This is a genomic window from Pseudoalteromonas sp. 19-MNA-CIBAN-0066 (assembly GCF_040308705.1).
GTDB classification, from domain to species: domain Bacteria; phylum Pseudomonadota; class Gammaproteobacteria; order Enterobacterales; family Alteromonadaceae; genus Pseudoalteromonas; species Pseudoalteromonas nigrifaciens.
Genome location: NZ_JBEONZ010000037.1, coordinates 1 through 25,143, shown reverse-complemented (window position 1 = coordinate 25,143; position 25,143 = coordinate 1). Strand labels below are relative to the sequence as shown.

15 protein-coding genes are annotated in these 25,143 nt (G+C 39.3%); 13 read left to right on the top strand and 2 right to left on the bottom strand.

The window, feature by feature from the left end; genetic code table 11:
• Positions 1-332: 332 nt before the first annotated feature.
• The 11 genes from AAEZ18_RS15800 (at position 333) to AAEZ18_RS15750 (ending at position 17,858) form a co-directional block, all read left to right on the top strand.
• Positions 333-2,132, top strand: a complete 1,800-nt coding sequence (locus tag AAEZ18_RS15800) for a glycoside hydrolase family 3 protein (RefSeq protein ID WP_350595189.1) — start codon at positions 333-335, stop codon at positions 2,130-2,132.
• Between the two features lie 11 nt (positions 2,133-2,143).
• Positions 2,144-2,872: a 5-oxoprolinase subunit PxpA gene (locus tag AAEZ18_RS15795; protein ID WP_011329706.1), complete on the top strand. Its 729-nt coding sequence runs from the start codon at positions 2,144-2,146 to the stop codon at positions 2,870-2,872.
• 152 nt (positions 2,873-3,024) lie between these two features.
• The gene (locus tag AAEZ18_RS15790) at positions 3,025-5,049 is read left to right on the top strand and encodes a S9 family peptidase (RefSeq protein WP_350595188.1); all 2,025 of its coding nucleotides are present in this window, start codon (positions 3,025-3,027) and stop codon (positions 5,047-5,049) included.
• 77 nt (positions 5,050-5,126) lie between these two features.
• Positions 5,127-6,401, top strand: coding sequence for a tyrosine-type recombinase/integrase (locus AAEZ18_RS15785; RefSeq protein WP_350595186.1), 1,275 nt, complete (start codon positions 5,127-5,129; stop codon positions 6,399-6,401).
• Positions 6,398-8,056 (top strand): site-specific integrase, encoded by a 1,659-nt coding sequence (locus AAEZ18_RS15780; protein ID WP_350595184.1) that lies wholly within the window; start codon positions 6,398-6,400, stop codon positions 8,054-8,056. Before AAEZ18_RS15785 ends, AAEZ18_RS15780 begins: the two co-directional genes overlap by 4 nt.
• A 2-nt stretch (positions 8,057-8,058) precedes the next feature.
• A complete protein-coding gene (locus tag AAEZ18_RS15775) occupies positions 8,059-10,059 on the top strand; it encodes a site-specific integrase (RefSeq protein ID WP_350595182.1) in 2,001 nt (666 codons plus the stop codon).
• A complete protein-coding gene (locus AAEZ18_RS15770) occupies positions 10,037-10,450 on the top strand; it encodes a hypothetical protein (protein ID WP_350595180.1) in 414 nt (137 codons plus the stop codon). The genes AAEZ18_RS15775 and AAEZ18_RS15770 overlap by 23 nt, the downstream gene beginning before the upstream one ends.
• Positions 10,447-13,221 (top strand): type I restriction-modification system subunit M, encoded by a 2,775-nt coding sequence (locus tag AAEZ18_RS15765; RefSeq protein ID WP_350595179.1) that lies wholly within the window; start codon positions 10,447-10,449, stop codon positions 13,219-13,221. Before AAEZ18_RS15770 ends, AAEZ18_RS15765 begins: the two co-directional genes overlap by 4 nt.
• The gene (locus tag AAEZ18_RS15760; protein WP_350595193.1) at positions 13,221-14,456 is read left to right on the top strand and encodes a restriction endonuclease subunit S; all 1,236 of its coding nucleotides are present in this window, start codon (positions 13,221-13,223) and stop codon (positions 14,454-14,456) included. Before AAEZ18_RS15765 ends, AAEZ18_RS15760 begins: the two co-directional genes overlap by 1 nt.
• A 14-nt stretch (positions 14,457-14,470) precedes the next feature.
• Entirely contained in the window at positions 14,471-17,617 is a 3,147-nt protein-coding gene (locus tag AAEZ18_RS15755; RefSeq protein WP_350595177.1) for a type I restriction endonuclease subunit R, read from the top strand.
• 25 nt (positions 17,618-17,642) lie between these two features.
• Entirely contained in the window at positions 17,643-17,858 is a 216-nt protein-coding gene (locus AAEZ18_RS15750) for a hypothetical protein (protein WP_350595175.1), read from the top strand.
• Between the two features lie 1,252 nt (positions 17,859-19,110).
• On the opposite strand, the gene AAEZ18_RS15745 is transcribed toward AAEZ18_RS15750, so the two are convergent.
• Positions 19,111-20,337 (bottom strand): RNA-guided endonuclease InsQ/TnpB family protein, encoded by a 1,227-nt coding sequence (locus AAEZ18_RS15745; RefSeq protein WP_352255693.1) that lies wholly within the window; start codon positions 20,335-20,337, stop codon positions 19,111-19,113.
• 38 nt (positions 20,338-20,375) lie between these two features.
• Here AAEZ18_RS15745 and tnpA point away from each other — a divergent pair, with 38 nt between their 5' ends.
• Positions 20,376-20,780 (top strand): IS200/IS605 family transposase, encoded by a 405-nt coding sequence (tnpA, locus tag AAEZ18_RS15740; RefSeq protein ID WP_352255691.1) that lies wholly within the window; start codon positions 20,376-20,378, stop codon positions 20,778-20,780.
• Between the two features lie 111 nt (positions 20,781-20,891).
• On the opposite strand, the gene AAEZ18_RS15735 is transcribed toward tnpA, so the two are convergent.
• A complete protein-coding gene (locus AAEZ18_RS15735; RefSeq protein WP_011329704.1) occupies positions 20,892-22,493 on the bottom strand; it encodes an isocitrate lyase in 1,602 nt (533 codons plus the stop codon).
• 238 nt (positions 22,494-22,731) lie between these two features.
• Here AAEZ18_RS15735 and AAEZ18_RS15730 point away from each other — a divergent pair, with 238 nt between their 5' ends.
• On the top strand, positions 22,732-24,915 hold the full coding sequence (locus tag AAEZ18_RS15730; protein WP_011329703.1) for a malate synthase G: 2,184 nt from the start codon (positions 22,732-22,734) through the stop codon (positions 24,913-24,915).
• The last annotated feature ends 228 nt before the right edge of the window (positions 24,916-25,143 follow it).

Genomic DNA, 25,143 nt, shown 5'->3' with positions numbered 1-25,143 from the left:
TAATCAGCTTGCACTTATAATTCATACATAAAGCTAGAAATAATACTTTCTTTATGCTTTAAAATCCACATTTGTTATAAAATTGTTACATTTAAATTGTGTTATTAAAACTTTTAGATTGCGAATTTTCGCCTAAATAAAGTGCTTTATGTAAGCGCCTATTCAGCTTTAAAAATCAATAAGACTTAAACGTACCGCTATTGCGTATCTGCTTTGCAGTTGCACTAAAAAATAGATAAGCTGCATGCACTTATCTATTTTATTTAGCTTTGGAGTGTGTTTTGCTAAATAAGTATGCTGTATCGTCTATTGCTTTTTTAATCGGGTGTTTAATGCCATTACAATCTTCTATAGCTCAACCTGCGCTTACGCTTGAACAACAACTTGGCCAAAAGCTATTACTCGACTTTCGCTATTTTTGTCACCAAGGTGCAAGCAAACAGTGCCGAACGCCAATGACTCAATTACCCAATGAACTGGCAAACGCCATTAGTAAATACAATATTGGCGGGGTGATTTTATTTTCTGAAAACACCCAATCTATTGAACAAATAATTACCCTTAACCAACAATTACAACATGCTGCAAGTAAATCGAGTTCGGCATTACCTTTGTTTATTTCGGTTGATCAAGAAGGCGGCCGTGTTGCACGCCTACCGCGCGATGTAGCAACCTCGTTTACCGGTAATATGTCGATTGGTGCTACTTTTGAAAAACACGACAGTTATTTTGCCGCGCAAACCGCTAAAGTAATGGCCACCGAGCTAAGTGCTTTGGGTATTAACGTTAATTATGCGCCTTCAATCGACGTAAATATGAACCCAGATAACCCCGTTATTAATGTACGCTCGTTTGGCGAGGATCCTAAGCGCGTTGCAACTTTAGGTGCAGCTCAAGTTGCTGGATTTGAAAATAACGGCATTATTAGTTCGCTTAAACATTTTCCGGGCCACGGCGACACTAACGTAGATAGCCATACGGGCTTACCTAGAGTTAACCATGCAAAAGAGGTTATTTACCAACAAGACCTAGCCCCTTTTAAACAGATTATTGCCACGCAAAGCCCTGGCATGATCATGACCGCACATATTCAGTACCCTGCGCTTGATAGCAGTACCTTTACCAGTGTAGATGGTAAAAGCATGATTAAACCCGCAACTATGTCGCGTAAAATAATTACTGACATTTTACGCCATGAGCTTAATTATAATGGCGTAGTAGTAACCGATGCACTTGATATGGCTGGTATTAGTCACTTTTTCAATCCTACTCAAGCGGTTATAAACACCTTTGCTGCAGGGGTCGATATTGCCTTAATGCCAATAGAAATTCGCAGCATAGATGACTTAACCAAACTTGATCAGCTCATTAAAGATTTAGTCGCTGCAGTTAAGTCTAAGCAACTTAATCAGCAAGAAATAACTGAGTCGGCGCAGCGTATTACAACGCTTAAAAGTAAGTTTAAACTTAACACCAGTTTTAATGCAATTGATGCGCTAGTTAACGCCAAGCACGTTATTGGGAGTAAAGCGCATCGCAATATTGAAGCACAACTAGCGGTAGAGGCTATTACACAAGTTAAAAACACTCACAATACACTGCCACTTACACTTAAAGCCGGGCAACATGTTCATATTATAATGCCCGACACCCGCAAATGCATGGCACTACAACAAGCCCTGCAAAGCATTAGTAAACATACGCTTAACTATACTTGTAGCAGCTTGCAAGGCTTTGATCCGCAACAAGCGCACACAGACATTAATAAAGCCGATGTTGTTATAGCGGGCAATGCAACGCCAAATCAAAGTGCGGTAGAAATTGGCGGTATGGATGATTTAAAAAACGATCCTCAATTTGCACTTAGCAACGCACAGCAACCAAAAGCACTTGAGTCGTTATTAAAAGTGGCCAAAAAGCAAAATAAAAACACGGTATTTATTAGCCTAAGAGCGCCTTACGACATTGCTGAGTTTAGCGATTATGCGCATGCTGTACTTGCATCATATGCCTATAATATTGATCACGATAAAAACGATATTGTAACAGGCCCCGCATTTACCGCTTTAGCACACGTACTGTTAGGCAAATTGCCAGCTAATGGCACTTTGCCTGTAACAATAAAAAAGTAAGGAGAACTTAAATGCTATTAAATTGCGATTTAGGTGAAAGCTTTGGTGCTTGGAAAATGGGCTTAGATGAAGAGGTTATGCCGCACATTAATATGGCTAACATCGCTTGTGGTTTTCATGCGGGTGATGCTGATGTAATGGCAAATACGCTCAAGCTGGCAAAACAGCATAAGGTACAAATTGGCGCTCATCCTAGCTACCCAGATCAACAAGGTTTTGGCAGACGATCTATGGCGCTAAGTGCAAGCGAGCTTACAAATTGTCTGCACTATCAAATTGCTGCGCTAGAAGGTATGGCCAAAGTACAAGGCTTAAGCCTTAGTTATGTTAAGCCCCATGGCGCACTTTATAACGATATGATGCTTAACGAGCAGCTTTTAACTAGCGTAATGAGCGCGGTAGCACACTACCCTAGCCCATTAAAATTAATGATTTTAGCAACGGCTGATGCTAAAAAACATCAAAAAATGGCCGACACTTTAGGGGTAAAATTAATATTAGAAGCCTTTGCCGACAGACAATACACCGACGAAGGGCTTTTAGTGTCAAGGCAGTTAGCAGGTAGTGTGCATAACGAGCAAGCTTTAATTGAGCAAGTAAAGCAACTGTTAGCTGATGGCAGCGTAACTACGCGTTCAGGTAAAAAGTTAATTTTAGATGCCGATAGTTTATGCGTTCACGGCGATAACCCTGCCGGTATTGCACTCATTCAACAAATAAAGTTATTGTGTAAACGTTAAATCATTATTTAATATGTTCAGTTGTAAACCCCCTTTACAGCTGAACCGTTTTACAGATTCAGTCTACCCACGCAATTACTTCATCACCCTAGCTATAATTTTTAAACTCTCTAACATATAACCATTATTATTAACAACCACAGGGATTTGAAATGAAAACATTTTTTGCGCTTAGTCTATTAATAAGCACAGGTAATCTTGCCTTTGCCAATAGCAGTACCCTACAGTTAGAAGATGTATTTACGCTTGAATACGCCAACCAGCTAGACATTACCAAAGACGGTAAAACAGTTTATTTTGTACGTAACAGAATGGATATAAAAACCGACCGTAAAATAGGTAATATTTGGACAGTAGATTATAAAACACGACAAATTCAACCGCTTACTTCTGGCGTACATATGGATCATTCGCCAAAGTTGTCGCCAGACGGCTCTCGTTTAGCGTTTATTTCAAACCGTGACGGTAGCAACCAAATTTACATGAAATGGCTTAAAACTGGCGCGGTTAGCAAAATAAGTAACCTTACAAGTACGCCAAAAGCGCTAAGCTGGAGCCCAGATGCTAAGCAACTCGCATTTAGTATGTTTGTTGCCACCACATCAAGCTCACCCATTAACTTACCTGGTAAACCTGAAGGCGCTACTTGGGCAGAGCCAGCTAAATATATTGACGATGTGTATTATCGTGCTGATGGTGCTGGTTACGCTAAAAAGGGCTTTGAGCAATTATTTATTATTGACGCAAATGGCGGCAATGCTAAACAGCTCACCTTTGATGAATTTAATAACGGCGGCGAAGTTAGCTTTAGTAAAGATAAAAAAGCGTTATATTTTTCGGCTAATAGGCATAACAATTACTTGTTAAAGCCAACTAACAGCGAAGTATATAAACTTAATTTAATTACGCTTGAAGTAACCGCTGTAACCGATAGAAACGGCCCCGATCGCCAACCTCAAGTATCGCCTAATGGCCGCTACCTTGCGTATACCGGTTACGATGACAAACAAACTAATTACGAAAACACCCAATTGTATATTCGCGACTTACGTTCGGATAAAACAACTAATTTAACTGCTGACTTAGACCGCAGCGTAGCTAAAATAAAGTGGAGCGGTAACTCTAAAGGCATTTACTTTAGTTACGCTGATCAAGGGCAAACTACGTTAGCGTACCAACCTCGTAGCGGTTCACGTAAAGTTATTACCGAAAAAATTGGCAGCGTTTCGTTTGGTCGTCCTTATTCTGGTGGCGACTTTGATGTGAGCGAAGATGACGAAATTGTGTTTACCCTAGCCGACACGCAGCGCCCTGCCGATGTAGCGGCAATTAAACGTGGTAAAGCACAGCGCTTAACAAGTTTAAATGACAACTCGCTGGGGCATAAACAACTAGCCAAGGTAGAAGAGCTATGGCTTAAATCGAACCACGATCAACTGCCAATTCAAGCTTGGGTAGCCTACCCGCCTGGTTTTGACAGTAATAAAAAGTACCCATTAATTCTTGAAATTCATGGTGGCCCGGTAGCCAATTACGGCCCGCACTTTAGCGCCGAGGTACAATTATATGCGGCTAAGGGGAACGTTGTATTGTATATGAACCCTCGCGGGAGTGATTCTTACGGCAAAGAGTTTGCACAAACTATTCATCATAATTACCCAAGTAACGATTATGACGACTTAATGACTGGAGTAGATGCTTTAATTGCCAAAGGTTTTATTGATGAGTCTAAATTGTTTGTTACCGGTGGCTCTGGTGGCGGCGTACTTACCGCGTGGATAGTTGGCCATACCGATCGTTTTGCCGCAGCCGTGGTTGCTAAACCTGTAATTAACTGGATCAGTTTTGTACTAACTGCCGACTTTTACCCGTTCTTTGCTGACTATTGGTTTCCGGGTAAGCCGTGGGATCATATAGAACATTATATGAAACGCTCGCCTATTAGTTATGTCGGCAATGTAAAAACACCCACTATGCTACTAACCGGTGAATCTGATTTCCGTACACCGATTTCAGAAACTGAACAGTTTTATCAAGCATTAAAGCTACAAGGTGTTGAAACCGCTATGGTACGTATTCCCGATGCATCACATGGTATTACCGCTCGTCCGTCTAATTTAATGGCTAAAGTTGCCTATATTCAATGGTGGTTTGATTACATACGAATAATTAGCTAACACATCTAATAAATACTTTTATCATTATGGACATTGAATTATAATCTAAATATAGAATAAAAACGAGATTTAGGCTAATGGCTGTACTTGAAATAGTCAATCACAAACAAATGTCTTTAAATCCCAATGGTGAATGGAAAGCTCTGAATGATTCTAGGTCTAACGCCATTCCTCAAATTTTTTTTAATGATGGTGAACCATGGTTGGCAGCGAATAAATATGCATTCTATATGCTGAATAGTATTTCTGGTAATGACCCAAAAACGATCACATCAAAAATGAACCATCTGAAAGCTTATGCAAGCTGGCTAGAGGAAAACCAGATTGATTGGAGGCACTTTCCTAAAAAGCAAAAAGATAGATGTCTTTTTAAATATAGAGGAGATTTAATTGAAGCTCGTGATTCAGGTGAATTAGCTCCAAGCACAGTTACAACTAGAATGGGTGCAGTCATACAATTTTATCGTTATGCGCAGTTAGAAAACCTCTTAGATTCTTCGTCTCCTTTATGGAATGACAATATCAAAACGCTGCATTTTTATACAACGGTCGGATTCTCTAGAACTATGTCAGTTCTAAGCAGCGAGTTATCAATTCCAAATAGAACAACTAAACGGGAGGGTCTAGAAGATGGCCTTTTGCCAATTACCGAAAAAAACAGAGATTTACTCCTTAACTTTCTGTTTAAAAATGAACAAATTGAACTGTTTTTAATGTGTCTGATTGGCTTCTATACTGGTGCAAGAAGTGAAACGATTAGAACGCTAAAAATATCATCACTTGAAAATGCATCCAATGACTCATCTTCAGAGAGAATGAAGAAGGTAGCCGTTGGTCCAGGAACAGGTATCAAAACTAAGAACAATGTATCAGGTCAAATAACCACTCCTGACTTTCTACTGTCAGTGCTCCTGAAATATGCATATTCTGCAAAAAGACTCGCTAGGCAGGCTAAAGCTGAAAAAAGCAACAAAGACAACTTATTCTTATCTGTAAGGGGAAACCCCTATTCTGAAAACACCTTTACAAAACTGTTTAGCGATCTACGCAAAAAACTGATTGTTCATGGTTATACACAATTTACCCATTTTAAGTTTCATCAATCTAGAGCAACTTACGGAACAAACCTTATGAAAGTGGCTTTAGAAAACTTGTCTTCACAGTCTAAAGCAATTAAATTTGTTCGAGATCATATGCTCCATAAGCATGATTTAACCACTTGGAAGTACATCACGTTTCTTGAAGAATCCGAAGTTGAAGAAGAGTTGTCAGAAGAGTTTTTCGGACTATTCACGGGTAATTTAATTGGTTCTAAAATGGAAAACTTGATTGGTAAGGCAGTTTTTCAATGAAAAGGCTACTGATTAATCACAAAAAAATTCCAAGTAGTTCAAATAGATTTGATCTAACGAGATGTCTATTCAGTGGTGGTTCTTTTATTGGAGCAAAAGAATTTTCCAATAAATTCAAGCAAGGACTAAATGAGGTTCCAAATCATAATCGATACGAACTTATCGAATCAATTATTGAAGCCATTGAAACTAGACTCACAATGGGAGGTTCGTTAAAAACTACCACGGGGTCTATCCATGCCATTACAGGTTTTTTTCAGTTTTTAGAAACCAAAAAACTCTCATTCAGCTTGAAAGACTTAAAAAGTAATTATTTCGAATACTGCGAATACTTATTTCAAACAAGCTCACAAAAAAACGCACGAATTAGTAACGACACTGCCTATCAATATGCAGCTAGCTTATCTTCTCTGTTCGGTAAGGTTTTAGGAATTCCAGTACAGGGTTCACTTGTAAAACAAACTAGACTCTCTCAGAAAAAGAAACGTAAAAAAGCCGTTTCAAAAGATTCCGAGAAGCAAAATCTTGAAGATACATTTGTTTTAGGGGCTTTTCTAAATGAGTTGATTCAGGCAATTGATTCGGAATCAGTCCTGGGGCCTCAGCCAATAGTCAAAAAGATTGAATCAAGCTCAGTTAAATGTGAGTTCATATCAATTTCCAAAGGTGATAGTCATGCTATTAAAAAAGAACTCTTAACGAAATCTGTTTCAAAAATTCAACAAGGAGGTCGTTGGGCTCTTTTTAACTTGAGAATGCAAGCAGAAATAATGATGTTTGCAGCGCAAACAGGTATGAATCCCAGCCAGATTTATTCGTTAAAAAGACAACAACTTGACTTTAAACCGCTAGGTGAAGATTACGAAGTACGCTCGTATAAGAACAGAAAAGGCGGTCAGGTGCTGTTTAAGGTGTTCAAATCATACAAGTCTATGCTTCAAAAGCATTTTGAATTTATTGATGAATTTGCATCAGATTCAAATCTTCTCTTTCCATATTTTAAGCAAAGTGGTAAGGGGTTTAGAGAGTTTTATGGGAATTTTGGGATGTTAAAAGACACCCTTAATGAACACAATATTCCTTGGATCCCCCCGAGCCGATTACGAAATACTCGAACCAACTGGCTCTTAAGACGTTCTGGAGATGAAGGCCTTACATCAAAAATAGCTCAGCACACGCAGAAAACACTTCGAGATAAATACGAACTACCGTCCCAACAACGAGCAATGGTTGAGATAACTCAATTTTGGAATAAGCACGATTCTATTGAACAGACCAAACTAAAAAAATCAGTGATTGCTAGTGAGTGTAATGGCATACCAGAACCCATTCTAGGTATCCCAGAGGATGTAGTGGAGCCTAATTGCATTAACCCGTCTGGCTGCTTATGGTGTAAACATCATCGTGATCTGGATAATTTTGACTATATTTGGTCGCTTACGTCTATGCGCTACTTAAAAACCATTGAAGCTGCGTTAACTTTCAAAAAAGATGAAACTCCAGCTGATCTAAGTATTCAAAGACTCACGCAAAAGCTTGACTGGTATAGTAAATCTTCCAAAAAACGAAACGAATGGGTAGAGGAAGCAGAATTAAGAATCGAAGAAGGTAGTTACCATCCTAGTTGGTCTTCAATTATAGAGTTTCTGGAGTAAAGATGAACAATTTACAATTTCGCTACAAATCTACTTTAGTTACCAATAACTCAAAACTATACAGACCACCAAGTTTTCCTCCTCCTGATGACTGGGCTGTGAGTGTTGATGAAAATGGAAATGATTTATCCCTTTACGGTGGTGGTAAATGGGATTTCTCAGCCTTTGGATACACTGGTTACAACTTCGAGAAACAGAACCTAGATGAAAGGAATCTCGCCTTAGTTAAACAAGCAATGATTTTTATTTTATATCACCCAAGCTTCTATCCAGGGAGTTATCAAAGTGCCAAAACCCATTTTCAACTGCTAATTAAAATCGCTACAGTTTGTTCAAGACATAAAATATTGCTCAACGAAATCTATCGCTTTCCAAAGCTATTTCATGAGGTTTCACAGAGCATTCAATGTTCAAAAACGGAAGAATATTTATCCTACCTCCATAAGTTTTTAGCATACAGTGACGAACTTGGGTTTGTCATAGCTGACAAAAATATGATTGGTTACTTGGCTCGAAATATAAGCGACCAAGCAGTTATTCAACATCCCTATATTCCACCGAGAATTTTAAGTTATCAAATTAAAAGGTTTAATGAATGTTTAGATGACTTTTTTGCTTATCAAACTCAGATTATATCTGCTTTTGAATGGTTGAGCCATGCCTACAATACAAACTCTGAAATTATGGAAACAACAAGTATGGAAGTAGTCTTTTGCTCTCCATTTCATAAGACCCTTGTATATAAAAATAGAATAACCTATCCAACAGGTTTTAATGGTTTTTTAAAAGATTATGGGCTTTATGAATTATTCAGTAAATGGCTTTTGAAAGAGAAGCTAAAATCAAAAGAAACTTTCAGGGTTTCTAGGTTTGGCAAATATTTCAATTTAATCAGAGCCGTTTCTATTTTTTACATTTTAAACTTTTCTCTGCAACGAAGAGATGAAGCCTGCTCAATGAGAGCGGACTGCTTCTCAATTGAAAATGACCATAAGCTTGGTCCTATCGCAATCTTATCGGGCGAAACTACAAAAACAGACTTTGATAGCGATGCACGCTGGGTTGTCTCTCAAAAGGTTGAAAAAGCGGTTAAAGCTCTAGCAATTATTGCCAAGCTAAGATTAAACCACGCACCAAAATCTGTTCAAGACGAGTTTAAATTAAACCCTTTCTTACTTACTCCATCATATGAACCATGGCAACCAGGTCGAAACACTGGCAACGCACAAAAATTGAAATATGTAGATTTTGGTACTTTGGATCAAATTCACCCATCCTTCTTTGATGAAAAAGAACTTTTGATTACTGAAGAAGACGCTCAAATAGCCCTTTCTCTTACCCCTAATCTTGACCAAAAAGAATGGTTTGGTATTGGTAAGCCATGGAAGTTTTCAGCTCACCAACTAAGGCGAACTACCTGCGTCAATATGTTTGCTTCAAACATGGTGTCAGACCACTCACTTCAGTTTGAAATGAAGCACCTTTCAAGAAACATGACGCTTTATTATGGACGAAATTATACAAATCTTCGTCTAAACTCGGATGCAGAAACACAGTTGATCGTAGAGTCTTACAAATCTATTTATAGGCAATTTACAGAGGTGCTTGAAAATAGTTATGAGTATGTCAGACCGCATTCAAAAATTAATGTTCCTGTTGAAATCGTCAACTTAGTCAGTGATAAAGAAGAAAAGCAGTTTATTGACCTTGCTAAAAAAGGTGAAGTTGGCAGCCGATTAACCCTACTTGGATTATGCCTTAAGCGCGGTGTCTGTGAGTATGGCGGCATTGAGTCGGTGTCAAAGTGTGCAGGTGGTGATGGTGGCAATATTTGTTCCGATGCGATTTTTATAAGACGCAATAAAGAAAAGTTAATCAAACTACGAGATGCTCATAAATCTGAGATAGAACAGATTGAAATACATTCACCTAGATACAAGGCATTAACTCAAGAAATCAAAGCCATAGGAATTTATTTAGATGTCATCGAACGAAATCAATAAAACCGCAGAAGAGCTATTTAGGGAGGCGTTTGAAAGGCTTAAGCGAAATAAGCCTGTTATCCTTCCAAAAGGCACCCCTTTAAGTCAGAATAACGTTGCAAAAGAAGCAGGACGTGATCCTTCTGCGCTTAAGAAAAGTCGTTATCCATTATTAGTTCTAGAAATACAAGAATATTCGGCTCTCCAAGAAAGCCAAGAAAAAAAAGTTTCGCAGCAAAAAGACAATCGTAAACGCAAGCTTCAAGAAAAGCTCAAAGACTGCCAGAACCAAAGAGATAAGTTGTGCTCAATTGTTGATGCCCAGCAAAACTTAATAGAAGAACTGCAAGATAGAATTCAAGAGTTTGAGGCAGGTAAAGTCTCGCACATAACTAAAAAAGAGAACCAATGAATAAGCAACAATTAGCCGCAAAAATCTGGGAATCCGCAAACCAGATGCGTTCGAAAATCGAAGCGAATGAATACAAGGACTATATCCTTGGTTTTATGTTCTATAAATATCTTAGTGACCAAACGGTCGCTTTTGCTGAAAAACAGGGTTTAACAGGAGAGGACTTAAAACAGCTCAATGAGGAAGACCAAGAAACCGTTGACTACTTCAAATCCAATATGGGTTACTTTATCGCCTATGACAATCTCTTTTCAACCTGGATTGAGCAAGGTAAAGACTTTGAAGTCGCTAATGTGCGTGACTCACTGTCTGCCTTTAATCGTCTAATCAATGCTAAACACAAAAAATTGTTCAGTGGGATTTTTACCACCCTAGAGACAGGGTTGAGTAAGCTTGGTGATACGGCAGCAAAACAAACTAAAGCTATTAGTGAACTGATTCACCTGATACAAGATATTCCCACCGATGGCAAGCAAAGCTATGACGTACTTGGTTTTATTTATGAATATCTGATTGGAATGTTTGCCGCTAATGCTGGCAAAAAAGCAGGCGAATTTTATACCCCACACGAAGTTTCACTCTTAAAATCTGAGATTATTGCCCATCACCTGAAAGATAATTCAGAAATCAAAATCTATGACCCATGCAGTGGCTCTGGCTCACTTTTAATTAATATCGGTCAAAGCGTTGCCAAACATGTTGATGATAAAAACAACATCCAGTATTACGCTCAAGAACTTAAAGAAAACACCTACAACCTGACTCGTATGAATCTGATTATGCGTGGCATATTAGTTGAGAATATCACGACTCGAAATGGCGATACCCTAGAAGATGACTGGCCATATTTTGATGAAAATGACCCTGTAAGCACTTACAACGCACTTTACGTGGATGCAGTGGTCAGCAACCCGCCTTACTCTCAAAAGTGGGATCCTGCCCATAAAGAAGCCGATCCACGCTATTCTCGATTTGGCCTAGCTCCTAAAACCAAGGCGGATTTTGCCTTCCTGCTGCACGACCTTTATCACTTAAAGCCAACAGGCATTATGACCATCGTTTTGCCGCATGGCGTGTTATTTCGTGGTGGCGATGAGGGTAAGATTCGTGAAAACTTGATTGAGGCTAATCATATTGACGCTATTATCGGCCTGCCTTCAAACATCTTCTTTGGTACAGGCATTCCAACCATCATTATGGTGCTTAAACAAAAGCGAGATAACGAAGATGTCTTAATCGTAGATGCTTCCAAAAACTTTATTAAGGTTGGAAAAAACAACTTACTCCAAGCTTCAGACATCAAGCGTATCGTTGATACGGTCATTTCTCGTGATTCGATTGATAAGTTTTCTAAACTTGTCAGTCGCCAAGAGATTCGTGATAACGGTTACAACCTTAATATTCCACGCTACGTTGATTCGTCTGCGCCGTCGGAAAGCTGGGATATTTACGCGTCCATGTTTGGTGGAATTCCCAAGCATGAAATTGATGCCCTAAGTCCTTACTGGAAAGCATTCCCTAGCCTTCGTAGTGCGATTTTTGAGCATGAAGATGAGGCGTACACACACGTAAAAGTCGAGGATGTTAAAACAGCGATTCGTGAGCATGCGGATATCCAAGCTTTTAAGCAAAAATTTGCAAATGCGTTTTCAACTTTTAAGGGTTATCTGAACCAACAACTGATTGAGGGTATGACAACGCTAAGTATTCCAAGACAACAAACTTTATTGGGTAATGATATTTTTGAACGACTTATCATTGTTGAGCCTCAAAACCCGTTAATTGATAAATATGAAGCCTATCAACTGTTGGATGATGAATGGCAGATAATTGCCCCTGATTTAGAAATGATTCAAACCGAAGGCGTGGCGACAATTAAAGTTGTCGAGCCGAATATGGTAGTTAAAAAGAAAGACGGTAAAGAGCAAGAGGTGCAAGAGGGTTGGAAAGGACGCATTTTGCCGTTTGAGCTGGTACAAAATGTCTTGCTAACTGATGAAGTTACCAAGGTTACTTCAATGAAATCTCGCCTGACAGAAATTGGTGCGCAATTAGAAGAAATCATTGATTCGTTATCTGAAGAAGAAAAAGATTCAGCGATCTTAAATGACGACAACACCAAGTTTAAAGTCGGTGAAGTTAATAAGGAACTGAAAGATATCTATTCGGATATTGAAACTGATGAGATCAAAACACTAAACGAGTATCTTGAGCTGTTAGATGCTAAGGCGAAAAAGCCTGAAAAAATGGTATTCGTAGAAAATCATCCAAATGTCCATTGGGATAAAATTGAAGCCAATAAAGATGGGACTTACGGCAAAGCTAAGGTTAATAGCTATATAGCTGAACTTAGGTCAGCCTTTACTTTCCCTGAAGAAACTTATGAAAGCAAATTAGTTCTAGTAGAGGCTCTATTAGTCGAAGAAAAAGAACTAAAAGCCCAGCTCAAAAAAGAAGCGGCGGCACTTCACATTTTAACCAAAGAAACCATTGAAAATCTAACCGTTCAGCAAGCAAACGAATTGGTTGAACTGAAATGGATTAAACCACTGGTTGATTCAATCAACCAATTGCCTGAGAACCTAACTGTTAGCTTAGCGAATAAGGTGGCTGCATTAACTGAAAAATATGCCACTACCTATAAAGAAGTGGTTGAAGAGATTGATGAAACGCAAAAAGCTTTATCTTCAATAATTGATGACTTAGAAGGCGATGAATTCGATATGGCAGGCCTGGGGGAATTTCAAACATTGCTCAAGGGGAATGAGTGATGGTGGAAGTTAAGGATGTTCCAAGATTGAAATTTAAAGGGTTTTCGGGAATTTGGGATTCAAGAGCTTTAGGAGACGTCGCATCATTTTATAAAGGCAAAGGTTTGCCTAAAAGTGCAATTCAGGGTGATGGACTTTTCCCATGTATTCATTATGGTGAATTATTCACTAATTACTCTGAGGTAATTGAAACAGTTACGAGTAAAACCAATCAAAATGATAATTTTGTTTCGATTTGTAATGATGTTTTGATGCCAACATCTGATGTAACACCAAAGGGATTGGTGAAATCTTGCTGCGTTAAACAGAGTGGTGTGGTTTTGGGTGGAGATATTTTGGTGATTAGACCTAATGACCAAGATATTATTGATGGTGAATTTTTAAGTCGTTTCATTAGAACCAGAGAACAACAGGTTTTACAAAATGTAACTGGATCAACGGTTTTTCATTTGTATGCCTCTTCAATAGAAAAACTTGATGTCGCTTTTCCCTCTATTGAGCAACAAAAAGCAATCGGCACCTTCTTCAAAAACCTCGACAACCAAATCACTCTCAAACAGCACAAGCTCGATAAGCTGATAACCTTAAAAAAAGCCATGCTGGAAAAGATATTTCCAAAAGAAGGTGCAGACGAACCAGAAATTCGATTTAAAAGTTTTTCGGGGATTTGGGATTCAAGAGTTTTAGGAGACGTCGCATCATTTTATAAAGGCAAAGGTTTGCCTAAAAGTGCAATTCAGGATGATGGACTTTTCCCATGTATTCATTATGGTGAATTATTCACTAATTACTCTGAGGTAATTGAAACAGTTACGAGTAAAACCAATCAAAATGATAATTTTGTTTCGATTTGTAATGATGTTTTGATGCCAACATCTGATGTAACACCAAAGGGATTGGTGAAATCTTGCTGCGTTAAACAGAGTAGTGTGGTTTTGGGTGGAGATATTTTGGTGATTAGACCTAATGACCAAGATATTATTGATGGTGAATTTTTAAGTCGTTTCATTAGAACCAGAGAACAACAGGTTTTACAAAATGTAACTGGATCAACGGTTTTTCATTTGTATGCCTCTTCAATAGAAAAACTTGATATTGTTTTTCCTTCGATTGGTGAACAAAAAGCGATTGGCTCTTATTTTAAAAGCTTAGACAATTTGATTTCACTCCAAAAAACAGAACTCACCAAACTCAAACAAATCAAATCGTCTTACTTAGAAAAGATGTTTGTATAAGGCTATTGATTACGATGACATTTACCACTGAAGCAGCCTTTGAAGAGGCCTTGATTAAAACACTGAAACAAAAGGGTTGGGAAGATACGGTTCTTAAAAATCCAACTGAAGAAGACTTGCTCAGAAATTGGGCGAGTATTCTTTATGAGAACAATCGCAGTAGAGACCGATTGGATAGTTACCCTCTTACCGATGGCGAAATGCAGCAGATCCTTGAGCAGATTAATGAGCTAAGAACACCGTTAAAACTCAATGGATTTATTAACGGTAAATCGGTCAGTATCGTTCGAGATAATGAAGACGATACCCTTCACTTTGGTAAAGAAGTCAGTTTAAAAATCTATGACCGTATGGAAATTGCTGCTGGGCAAAGTCGCTATCAGATTGTTCAGCAACCGCAATTTAAAGCTAGTTCTACAATCCTGAATGATCGTCGTGGCGATTTAATGTTGCTGATTAACGGCATGCCTGTCTTTCATATCGAGCTAAAGAAAAGCGGTGTTCCTGTTAGCCAAGCCTATCATCAAATTGAAAAGTATTCCGATGAAGGTATTTTCAGTAGGCTCTTTTCTTTGGTGCAAGTTTTTGTAGCCATGAACCCTGAAGAGTCTGTGTACTTTGCTAACCCAGGTGTCGATGGAAAGTTTAATAAAGACTTTTACTTTAACTGGGCAGATTTTAATAACGAACCCATTAATCAATGGGATAAGGTGGCCTCTTCACTTCTTTCCATTCCTATGGCACATCAGCTAATCGGTTTTTATACCGTTGCAGATGGTTCAGATGGTGTATTAAAAGTGATGCGAAGCTACCAGTATTACGCAGTTAATGCCATTTCCGATAGAGTGGCTAAAGCCGATTGGGAGCAGAGCAATATTCGTGGAGGCTTTATCTGGCACACCACGGGCTCAGGTAAAACTATGACCAGTTTTAAGTCGGCACAGCTTATCGCCAACTCTAAAGATGCTGATAAGGTTGTTTTCTTAATGGATCGTATTGAGTTAGGCACGCAATCTTTGCGTGAATACCGAAACTTTGCAGATGACAATGAATCTGTACAAGCCACAGAAAACACCAGTACCTTGATTACTAAACTGAAAAGTGGCGATCATGCCAATACGTTAATCGTCACCTCTATCCAAAAAATGAGCAATATCCATGATGAAGATGGCGGTCTTAATGCGCATGACTTAGAGATCATGAATGGTAAGCGTGTTGTGTTCATTATCGATGAAGCGCACCGCTCTACTTTTGGCGATATGCTGACAACCATTAAGCAGACCTTTCCTAGAGCGATGTTTTTTGGTTTTACAGGAACTCCTATCCACGATGAGAACCAAAAAAAATCTAGTACCACCTCAACTATCTTTGGAGATGAACTGCACCGCTACAGCATTGCAGACGGGATTCGAGATGAGAACGTGCTTGGATTTGACCCCTATAAAATCCTGACTTATAAAGATAAAGAACTGAGAAAAGCGGTTGCCCTGGAACAAGCAAAAGCATCCACTGAAGCCGAGGCCTTTGCAGACCCTAAAAAGAAGAAAATCTATTTTAAGTTCTTAAATGACATCTCTATGACGGGTTTCAAGGATGACAATGACAAGTACATTAAGGGTATAGAAGATTATATTCCGAATGTCCAATATGATCGTGAGGAGCACCGTGAGAAGGTTGTTGAGGATATTTTAGACAACTGGGTGACTCTGAGCCAAGCAGGTAAATTTCATGCAATGCTGGCAACAAGCAGCATTCCTGAAGCGATTGAATATTATCGCTTAATCAAACAAGCTATGCCGGAGTTAAAAGTCACCGCTTTGTTTGACCCTAATATCGACAATGGCGGTGGTGTTAAGTTTAAGCAAGACGGGTTGGTAGAAATCTTAGAAGATTATAACGAGCGTTATGAGATGGACTTTACTCTTGCGACGCATGGTAAATTCAAGAAAGATATTTCTAATCGCTTGTCGCACAAGAAACCATATCAAATCATTGACCGAACACTTGAAGCTCAATTGGACTTACTGATTGTGGTTGACCAAATGTTGACGGGCTTTGATTCCAAGTGGGTCAATACGTTGTATTTAGATAAGCTGATGCGATACGAAAGCATTATTCAGGCTTTCTCGCGAACGAATCGCTTATTTGGGCCAGACAAGCCATTCGGTACGATTCGCTACTACCGCTTCCCACATTCAATGGAACGCAATATAAATGACGCAGTGAAACTCTATTCAGGTGATAAGCCCGTTATGTTGTTTGTCGAGCAACTGGACAAGAACTTAATCAAAATGAATCAAGTTTTCGCTGACATTGCTGAACTATTTGAGAATGCTGGTGTTGATGACTTTGCTGCTCTGCCAGCCGAAAAAGCCGATAGAGGACAGTTTGCGAAACTGTTTAATCAGTTAAACGTTTATTTAGAGGCGGCCAAGGTTCAAGGCTTTATTTGGGAAAAACTTACCTACGAATTTAAAGACCAAGAAACCCCTAAAAAGTATTCCGTGGCTTTGGATTTTGATGAGAATACCTATCTGGTTCTGGCACTGCGCTACAAAGAATTGTTTGGTGGAGCGGGAAGCGGAGAAGGTGGTAATGAAAGCATTCCTTATGACATTAACGGTTACCTTACTGAAATCGACACGGGTCGTATCGACAACGACTACATGAATAATAACTTTGCAAAATATCTGCGAGTTCTTAACCTTGAAGGTGCAAAGGAAGAGGAAATTGAGCAAACGCTAAATGAACTGCATAAATCCTTTGCGACCCTGACTCAAGAAGAGCAAAAATACGCCAATATTTTCTTAAACGATGTTCAGCGTGGACAGGTTAAACTCGATGCTAGTAAGACATTCAGAGACTATATCTCGGAATACCAAAACACCGCCAAAGACGAACAGGTTAATAAGCTTTGTGAAGTTTTAGGTTGTGATAGAGATCAAGTCGTAAGCCTTATGCAAGCAGCAAATTTTGCTGAGAAGCCGAATGTTGGTGGACGATTTGATGCTTTAAAAGACTCTATTGATAAAGCCAAAGCCAAGACTTATTTTGAATCTGTCGAAGGAGTCACGATTCCAATTTTCAAAGTAAATATAAGAATCGATGCTTTCCTCCGAAAATTCATCTTGAGTGATGGATTTGATATTGATGAAGGATAAACAACAGTGAGAGTATTTAGCGATTTTGAAAGAACCATTATTGTATTGTGATGCTGTAGAGTTTGTTGAATTTAGCCCTGAAAAGAGTACGCCTGAAAACCCTATTGTGCTAATTATGTGCCAAAAATGCAATAATCGCTGGCCAAGGTATTATTTGACCATAAAAGAAATTGATAAACAGTATGAAAAAATTAAAGATTTAGATGGTTCAACTTTACGAAATAGCATGGACGAAAATTGATTAATAATGGTAAATTTTTCAAAACGCCTATGGACATAGTCTATAAGGCCAGAGATAAGATTCTACAATGCTTGTAGCAATGTCCATAATCATGCAACTCGTAGGTAATCGATAAACACACTAAATAACCTAAACATACCGCTTGGTATGTAAGTTAAAGCCACTTTTTAAAAGTGGCTTTTTTACATTACCAATAAGTGTAAAGGGGGTTTACAGTAAGTAACCTAAACTCAGGTTAGGTATTTTTAATAGTAACACCAAGGCAAACCACAAACGCCGCGGCAAGTTAATTAACCTGAACTCTGGTTAAGAGATTTACTAACGTATTGAATCATATTTATATTTAATTTTATTTTCTCTAGCCAGAGGTTTTCAGTGAAAACAAGGCGAATTTACGCGTCAATAGCTGGCCTATTGCAAGTAAATTCAACGCAGTTAGCGCTGAAAATAGCTGCTTGAGATAAATTTATTATCCGGAGATCAGGTTAATATAGCCAAAAAGTACTCTCTACCCCTTTAGGGATATAGTCCACTTTAACTATATTCACCTACACGCTAACATCAGCAATATAGAGATAAAGCCATCTAAATGCTTACTAATACTTAAGCTATCTTAATGCCTAGCTTAAGTATCGGACTTAACTATTATTTGAGTTGGTAAAATTTCGGTTTATACAATTAAATACCCACTGAGTTGGTAAAAAACCGGTTTGAGCTAGTGTTTATAGGCCCTCAGTTAGTAAAAAAGTGTTTTGTGGATTGCTCAAGTTAGTAAAAAATCGGTTTATTATAAGGTGAGTGTTCACTCAAAAAGCTAAAATCAGTCACTTATGGCCTTTATTTACAGTTTATAAAGCCATAAAAGTGCTAAAAAGGTTAAATAATGGGCTTTACACTAAGCTTGGTTAAACTCTGATCCGTAATTATAGCCAGCTAGTTAAATACTGATCTGTTGTGGGTAGCTACTTAACTGAACTGGTTAAAAGGTTTACTAAACTTGAATTCAAGTATTAAACTGTAATGATAATTTTATTTTCTTTAATCAGAGATTTATTTGAGGAGTGGGGAGGAAACAAGGCAGCTTTACGCGCCCATGGCTGGCCTATTGCAAACAAATTCAATGCAGTTAACGTCAAAAAGCGACTAAAGCTAGCTTTATTACCCACAGACAGGTTACTTAATTATACGCGTGAACTACCCATCGACGCCACTCCGTGTCGATCAATGGGCTTCTACAGCCTTGACTTAGAGACTAGGCTGCTTCTTTTTTCTCAGTTCCAACAGCAAACTTCGATAGCTCGAAGACTTTCGTTTTAATGGCTGATTTCTGCTGAGATGTGGGGGTAACCCTTGCGACGATCCCAGCCGCAATCAAATCTAATTCACCTGTTTTTGCTATGCTTTTAGCCGCTGACAAGTCTCGGCTTTGGTAAGTTTCACAAGCCGTACATGTGAAATTTCTGTCGTTCAATGTTAAAACATGATGTTGGCCGCATTCAGAACAAACCCCAGTGGATTTTTCAAACCTGCCAATCTCGTGATAGAGTTTACCTTCAAGCTCAGTTTTGTATTTTGAAAGCTGAGTAATTAAGCCCATCACATTGTCGGCAACCATGCTGCCATTGAACTTTTGCATCCCTTTTACGTTTAAATCTTCGAACACTAAAATGTCATTTTCATTGGTTATCTGGCGTGAAATTTTGTGTGCAAAGTCGAGCCTTTGCCGTGAGATTTTGCCGTGTAATTTGTTGATGCGTTGTTTGGTTTTGTGCCAGCGATTTGAACCTTTAGTTCGGCGTGCAAGCTGGCGTTGCAATTGATTTAACTTTGTTTTTGACTGCTTTAAAAACGTGGGGTTATCGACCACAAAACCATCTGAGCCAACTACCGTTTGCTTTGAGTTAATGTCAAAACCTGTGATTGTTTTTAAAACGCGAAGCGCTGTTTTGCACTCCACTTCTTGAGTAATACTGCATTCCCATTTACCGTGGCGAAACTGAACAGTTACCGTTTTGATTTTGCTAGCCAGTTCGCGATGTAAAATGATAGGCACTTTACCAACTTTTGGGATACTGATAGCGCCATTTTCAATGCGGATACAGTGCGAGTTATTGACCGCTCGAAAACTATCGTTGTGACGTTTTTTCTTTTTATATGAGATCTTGTGCTTTGGAAAGCGTTGCAAGCGACCTTTAGTAAAAACATTCTTGAGCGCTAATTCCAGGTCGCGGGCAACTTGTTGAGCTGCCGCAGAATCGAATGCTTTGATCCAGTTAAACTCTTCGAACGTCTTGATATCTTTAAGTAGTGAGGCCATGTCTTTGTAAAACAAAAACGTTTTATCGTGCTCGTATCGACGCATGTTCTCAGACAACAATAAGTTCCAAATGCCACGCGCTGTCGCGCCAAACTCAACGAGTTTAGCTTCTTGCTCTGGCGTAGGATTTAGCCTGTAGTTGTATCTAAGCGTCTTTTTCATATACTGTATAGACTACTGTATGGAAATGAGTTGTCAAGATGGAATATGACACTAAATCTCACTGTAAATATTTAATAGCGCTACATTTAATACTTGTGGTTAAATATAGAAAACAATTGTTAAAAGGTGATGTAGGTGATTTTGTAAAACAAAAAATCACTGAAATTGCAGAGCGCTCAGAATTTAATATCGAAGAGATCGAGGTGGACAAAGATCATATACACATATTGCTAACGATCTCTCCCAATATCAGTGTTGCGAGTTACGTTAGGAGAATTAAACAATCTACAACGCAAAGTCTATGGTCGAGATTTAAATGGTTTAAATGGTTTAAAAAGCAATTCTGGGTTAAAAAAACATTTTGGTCTGACGGATATTTTGTTTGCTCTGTTGGGAATGCGGCTGCTGATACAATTCGAAAATACATTCAAGAGCAGGGCTAACTATTCCGATTCATCCCATCGACGCCGCTTCGCGTCGATCAATGGGTTTTCTCGGAAAATTTCGATAAAAAAAGGGCCTTTCGGCCCTTTACGTAACACTATCTAGTTGAATTAGAATTGGTTCATGGTGTTATCTTCACCACCGGCTTTAAGCGCATTATCACCAGAGAAGTACTCTTTGTGTGTATCGCCAATGTTAGAGCCTGCAAGGTCTTGGTGCTTAACAGACGCTTGTTCGCGACGAATCTCTTGACGCTGTACATCACGTACATAAGCCAGCATACCTAAGTCACCAAAGTAACCTTCTGACAAAATATCCGTACTTAGTGCTGCTGTATGGTACGTTGGCAATGTGATTAGGTGATGGAAAATACCGGCTTCACGTGCACCATCACGTTGGAAGTTTTGTACTAGTAAATCGGCTGCTACTGCAAGCTCGGTAGCATCCATTTCTGGTGCCATAAGGCCTTTATTGTCACCCAAGCTTGGGTAAGCGCTAAGGTCACGGCCCGCTTCTTGCCATTCTTGATACACTTGCTCACGAAACTTAAGTGTCCAGTTAAACGACGGTGAGTTGTTATAAACAAGCTTAGCATCTGGCACTTGCTCTTTAACACGATTAACCAGCTCAGCAATTTGCTTAACATGTGGTTTTTCGGTTTCAATCCACAGTAAATCTGCACCCGACTGTAGGCTAGTTACACAATCTAGTACTACGCGGTCTTTTTCTGTACCTTCGCGGAACTGGAATAAACCATTATCAAGGCGCGTTGGTTTGCAAAGTTGGCCATTAAGCTTCATTGCAGTGTCGCCTTCATTTAAATCTTCAACACCGTTAATTGGCGTAGTTTCTAAAAATGCATTGTATTGGCTAGCTAAGTCACCTGGAGTTTGTGAAACCGGTACTTTTTGCGTTAGGCTCGCACCTAGTGAATCGGTACGCGCAACAATAATACCGTTATCAATACCCAGCTCTAAAAATGCGTAACGTACTGCGTTAATTTTAGCTAAAAAGTCTTCGTGCGGTACGGTTACTTTACCAGCTTGGTGGCCACACTGCTTAGCGTCAGACACTTGGTTTTCGATTTGAATAGCACAAGCACCTGCTTCAATCATTTTTTTAGCGAGTAGGTAAGTCGCTTCTTCGTTACCAAAACCGGCATCGATATCTGCAATAATTGGCACTACGTGCGTTTCAAAGTTATCAATTTTATCTAGTACCGCTTGTACGTCACCACCATTTGCTTTAGCTGCATCTAGGTCATTAAATAAATGGTCTAACTCACGTGCATCGGCTTGCTTTAAAAAGGTGTAAATTTCTTCAATTAGTGCCGGAACTGAGGTTTTTTCGTGCATACTTTGATCCGGAAGCGGACCAAACTCTGAACGAAGTGCCGCAACCATCCAGCCACTTAAGTATACATAACTACGCTTAGTTGTTTTTTGATGGCGCTTAATAGCCATCATCATTTGTTGCGCAGTAAATCCATGCCAACAACCTAAAGACTGAGTGTACTGGCTTGTATCTGCGTCGTATGCGGCCATGTCTTCACGCATAATGTCAGCAGTAAACTGTGCAATTTCTACCCCAGTACGAAAGCGATTTTGTAAACGCATACGTGTTGCATATTCAGGGTTAATGGTTTTCCATGCACTACCTTGTTTTTTACAAAGTGTTGCTAATGTATCTGTTTCGCTTTTATATGTAGTCATAATTAAAATCCTTTGAACGGGGTAAATTATTATAGTGTTATGAGAGTGACTGCTTTAGTTGCTCTGCAGCGCTTAATTAAACATTAGGCTTATTTTTCAGATTTAGTAAATTTATAGTTTTTATTGCGGCTATACATATCATGAATGAGTAAAATGCACTCAACCCCTCTTTTTTACGTTATGGTTACACTACGCACACTAAAATTTACAATATCGCGACCGTTTAAGGATTATTAAAATGCCCCATACTCTCACTCACTCAGGACTCAGCGTAGACAACCAACTAGCTGATTTTGTTAAAAACCAGCTATTACCTGGTACACATTTAAATGAGCAGCAATTTTGGCAGCGCTTTGCGCATATTGTACAAACATTAACGCCAGTAAATAGAGCTCTACTTGCTAAACGCGAACAGCTACAACAGCAAATTGATGAGTATCATCTGGCTAATAAAAGCTGGGATAAAGCCCAGTACCAGACGTTTTTAACCGACATAGGTTACCTTGTAAACGAACCTGAAAATTTTAGTATTGAAACAAAGAATGTTGAGCCCGAAATAGCACAAACAGCGGGACCACAGCTAGTAGTGCCGGTAAGCAATGCACGCTTTGCACTTAATGCTGCAAACGCACGTTGGGGTTCGTTATACGATGCCCTATACGGCACTGATGTACTAAGCGAAGAAGATGGTGCCGAAAAAGGCCGTACTTATAACTCAGTTCGTGGCTTTAAAGTAATGGCATACGCGAGGCAGTTTTTAGATAAAGCCTTGCCACTAGAAAACGGCTCGCATATAGAGAGCACTAATTATTCTGTTGTTGACGGTGCGCTGTCAATTACTCTACGCGACAGCTCACAAACCAAACTAAAAAAGCCTGAGCAATTAGTGGGTTACCAAGGTGAAGCACAAAACCCTAGCGTTATTTTGCTCAAAAATAATGGCCTACACCTTGAGCTACATATAGATCACCATCACCCAATAGGCCAAGCAGATAAAGCTGGCTTAAAAGATGTGGTACTTGAAGCTGCACTTACCACTATTATGGACTGCGAGGACTCTATAGCTGCGGTTGATGCAGAGGATAAAGTACAAGTTTATAAAAACTGGTTAGGTTTAATGCAAGGCAACTTAGTTGAATCGTTTAAAAAAGGCGATAACACAGTTGAACGTACCCTGCAAAGCGATCGCCAATATACGGCGCTAAATGGTGAAACCCTAAGCTTAAAAGGCCGCAGCATGATGTTTGTGCGCAATGTAGGCCACCTAATGACCAATCCAGCAATTACCGACGTAAGCGGTAACGATGTGTTTGAAGGCATTATGGATGCCATGTTTACTGCAACAGCGGCGCTGCATGATTTAAATTCTAGCAGTGCGCTTAAAAACTCCAGTGCGCAAAGTATAAATATTGTAAAACCTAAAATGCATGGTCCTGAAGAAGTGGCATTAACTAACACGCTATTTAACATGGTTGAAGAAGCACTTGGCTTAGAAAAAAACACCATTAAAATGGGCATTATGGATGAAGAGCGCCGTACTTCAGCTAACCTAAAAGCCTGTATTCATGCAGCAAAAGAGCGTGTAGTATTTATTAATACCGGATTTTTAGATAGAACAGGTGATGAAATTCATACCTCAATGCACGCCGGTGTGGTACTGCCTAAAGCCGCTATTAAATTAGAGCCGTGGATCAGCGCCTACGAAGATCGCAACGTAGACATTGGTTTGGCTTGTGGCTTAAGCCATAAAGCACAAATAGGTAAAGGTATGTGGGCTATGCCCGATAAAATGGCATTAATGATGGAGCAAAAAATAGCTCATCCTAAATCAGGTGCTAATACCGCGTGGGTGCCCTCCCCTACTGCAGCAACTCTGCATGCTATGCATTATCATGATGTAGATGTATTTAGCGAGCAGCAAAGCATTGCTAAGCGTGCTATTGCCAGCCTAGATGAGCTACTTACCCCGCCATTAATGGACGAGCCTGAGCTACTTAGCAAAGAAGATATTAAAACCGAGCTTGAAAACAACGCCCAAGGTATTTTAGGTTATGTAGTACGCTGGATTGACCAAGGGATTGGCTGCTCTAAAGTGCCCGACATAAACCACATTGGCCTTATGGAAGACAGAGCAACACTGCGTATTTCAAGCCAACATATGGCTAACTGGCTGCATCATGGTATTTGCAGCGAGCAACAAATTAGATCAACCATGGCCAAAATGGCAAAAGTGGTAGATGGCCAAAATGAACACGACAGTGCTTATAAGCCTATGGCAATTAGTGAGCAATCACTTGCTAATAATATTGCCTACCAAGCGGCACTAGCCTTAGTGTTAGAAGGAGCTAAGCAACCAAGTGGCTACACTGAGCCTTTATTGCACAGCTACCGCTTAAAATATAAAGCGCAGCAAGGTACTTAACACTTAACTTCAAGTAATAAAACCACCTAGTTAGCATACAAAAACCAGCCAAAGTGCTGGTTTTTATTTATTTGCCAAAAATACCAGCCAATATTAATAACTAAGGTGAATGGCTAACATTCATCTTAGTAGCCGTTATTAGTTTTTAACCACATCGAGTAGGGTGAGGCTTATGCCTCATCCCTCTCACAGAACCGTACGTACGGACCTCGTATACGGCTCCTGTAC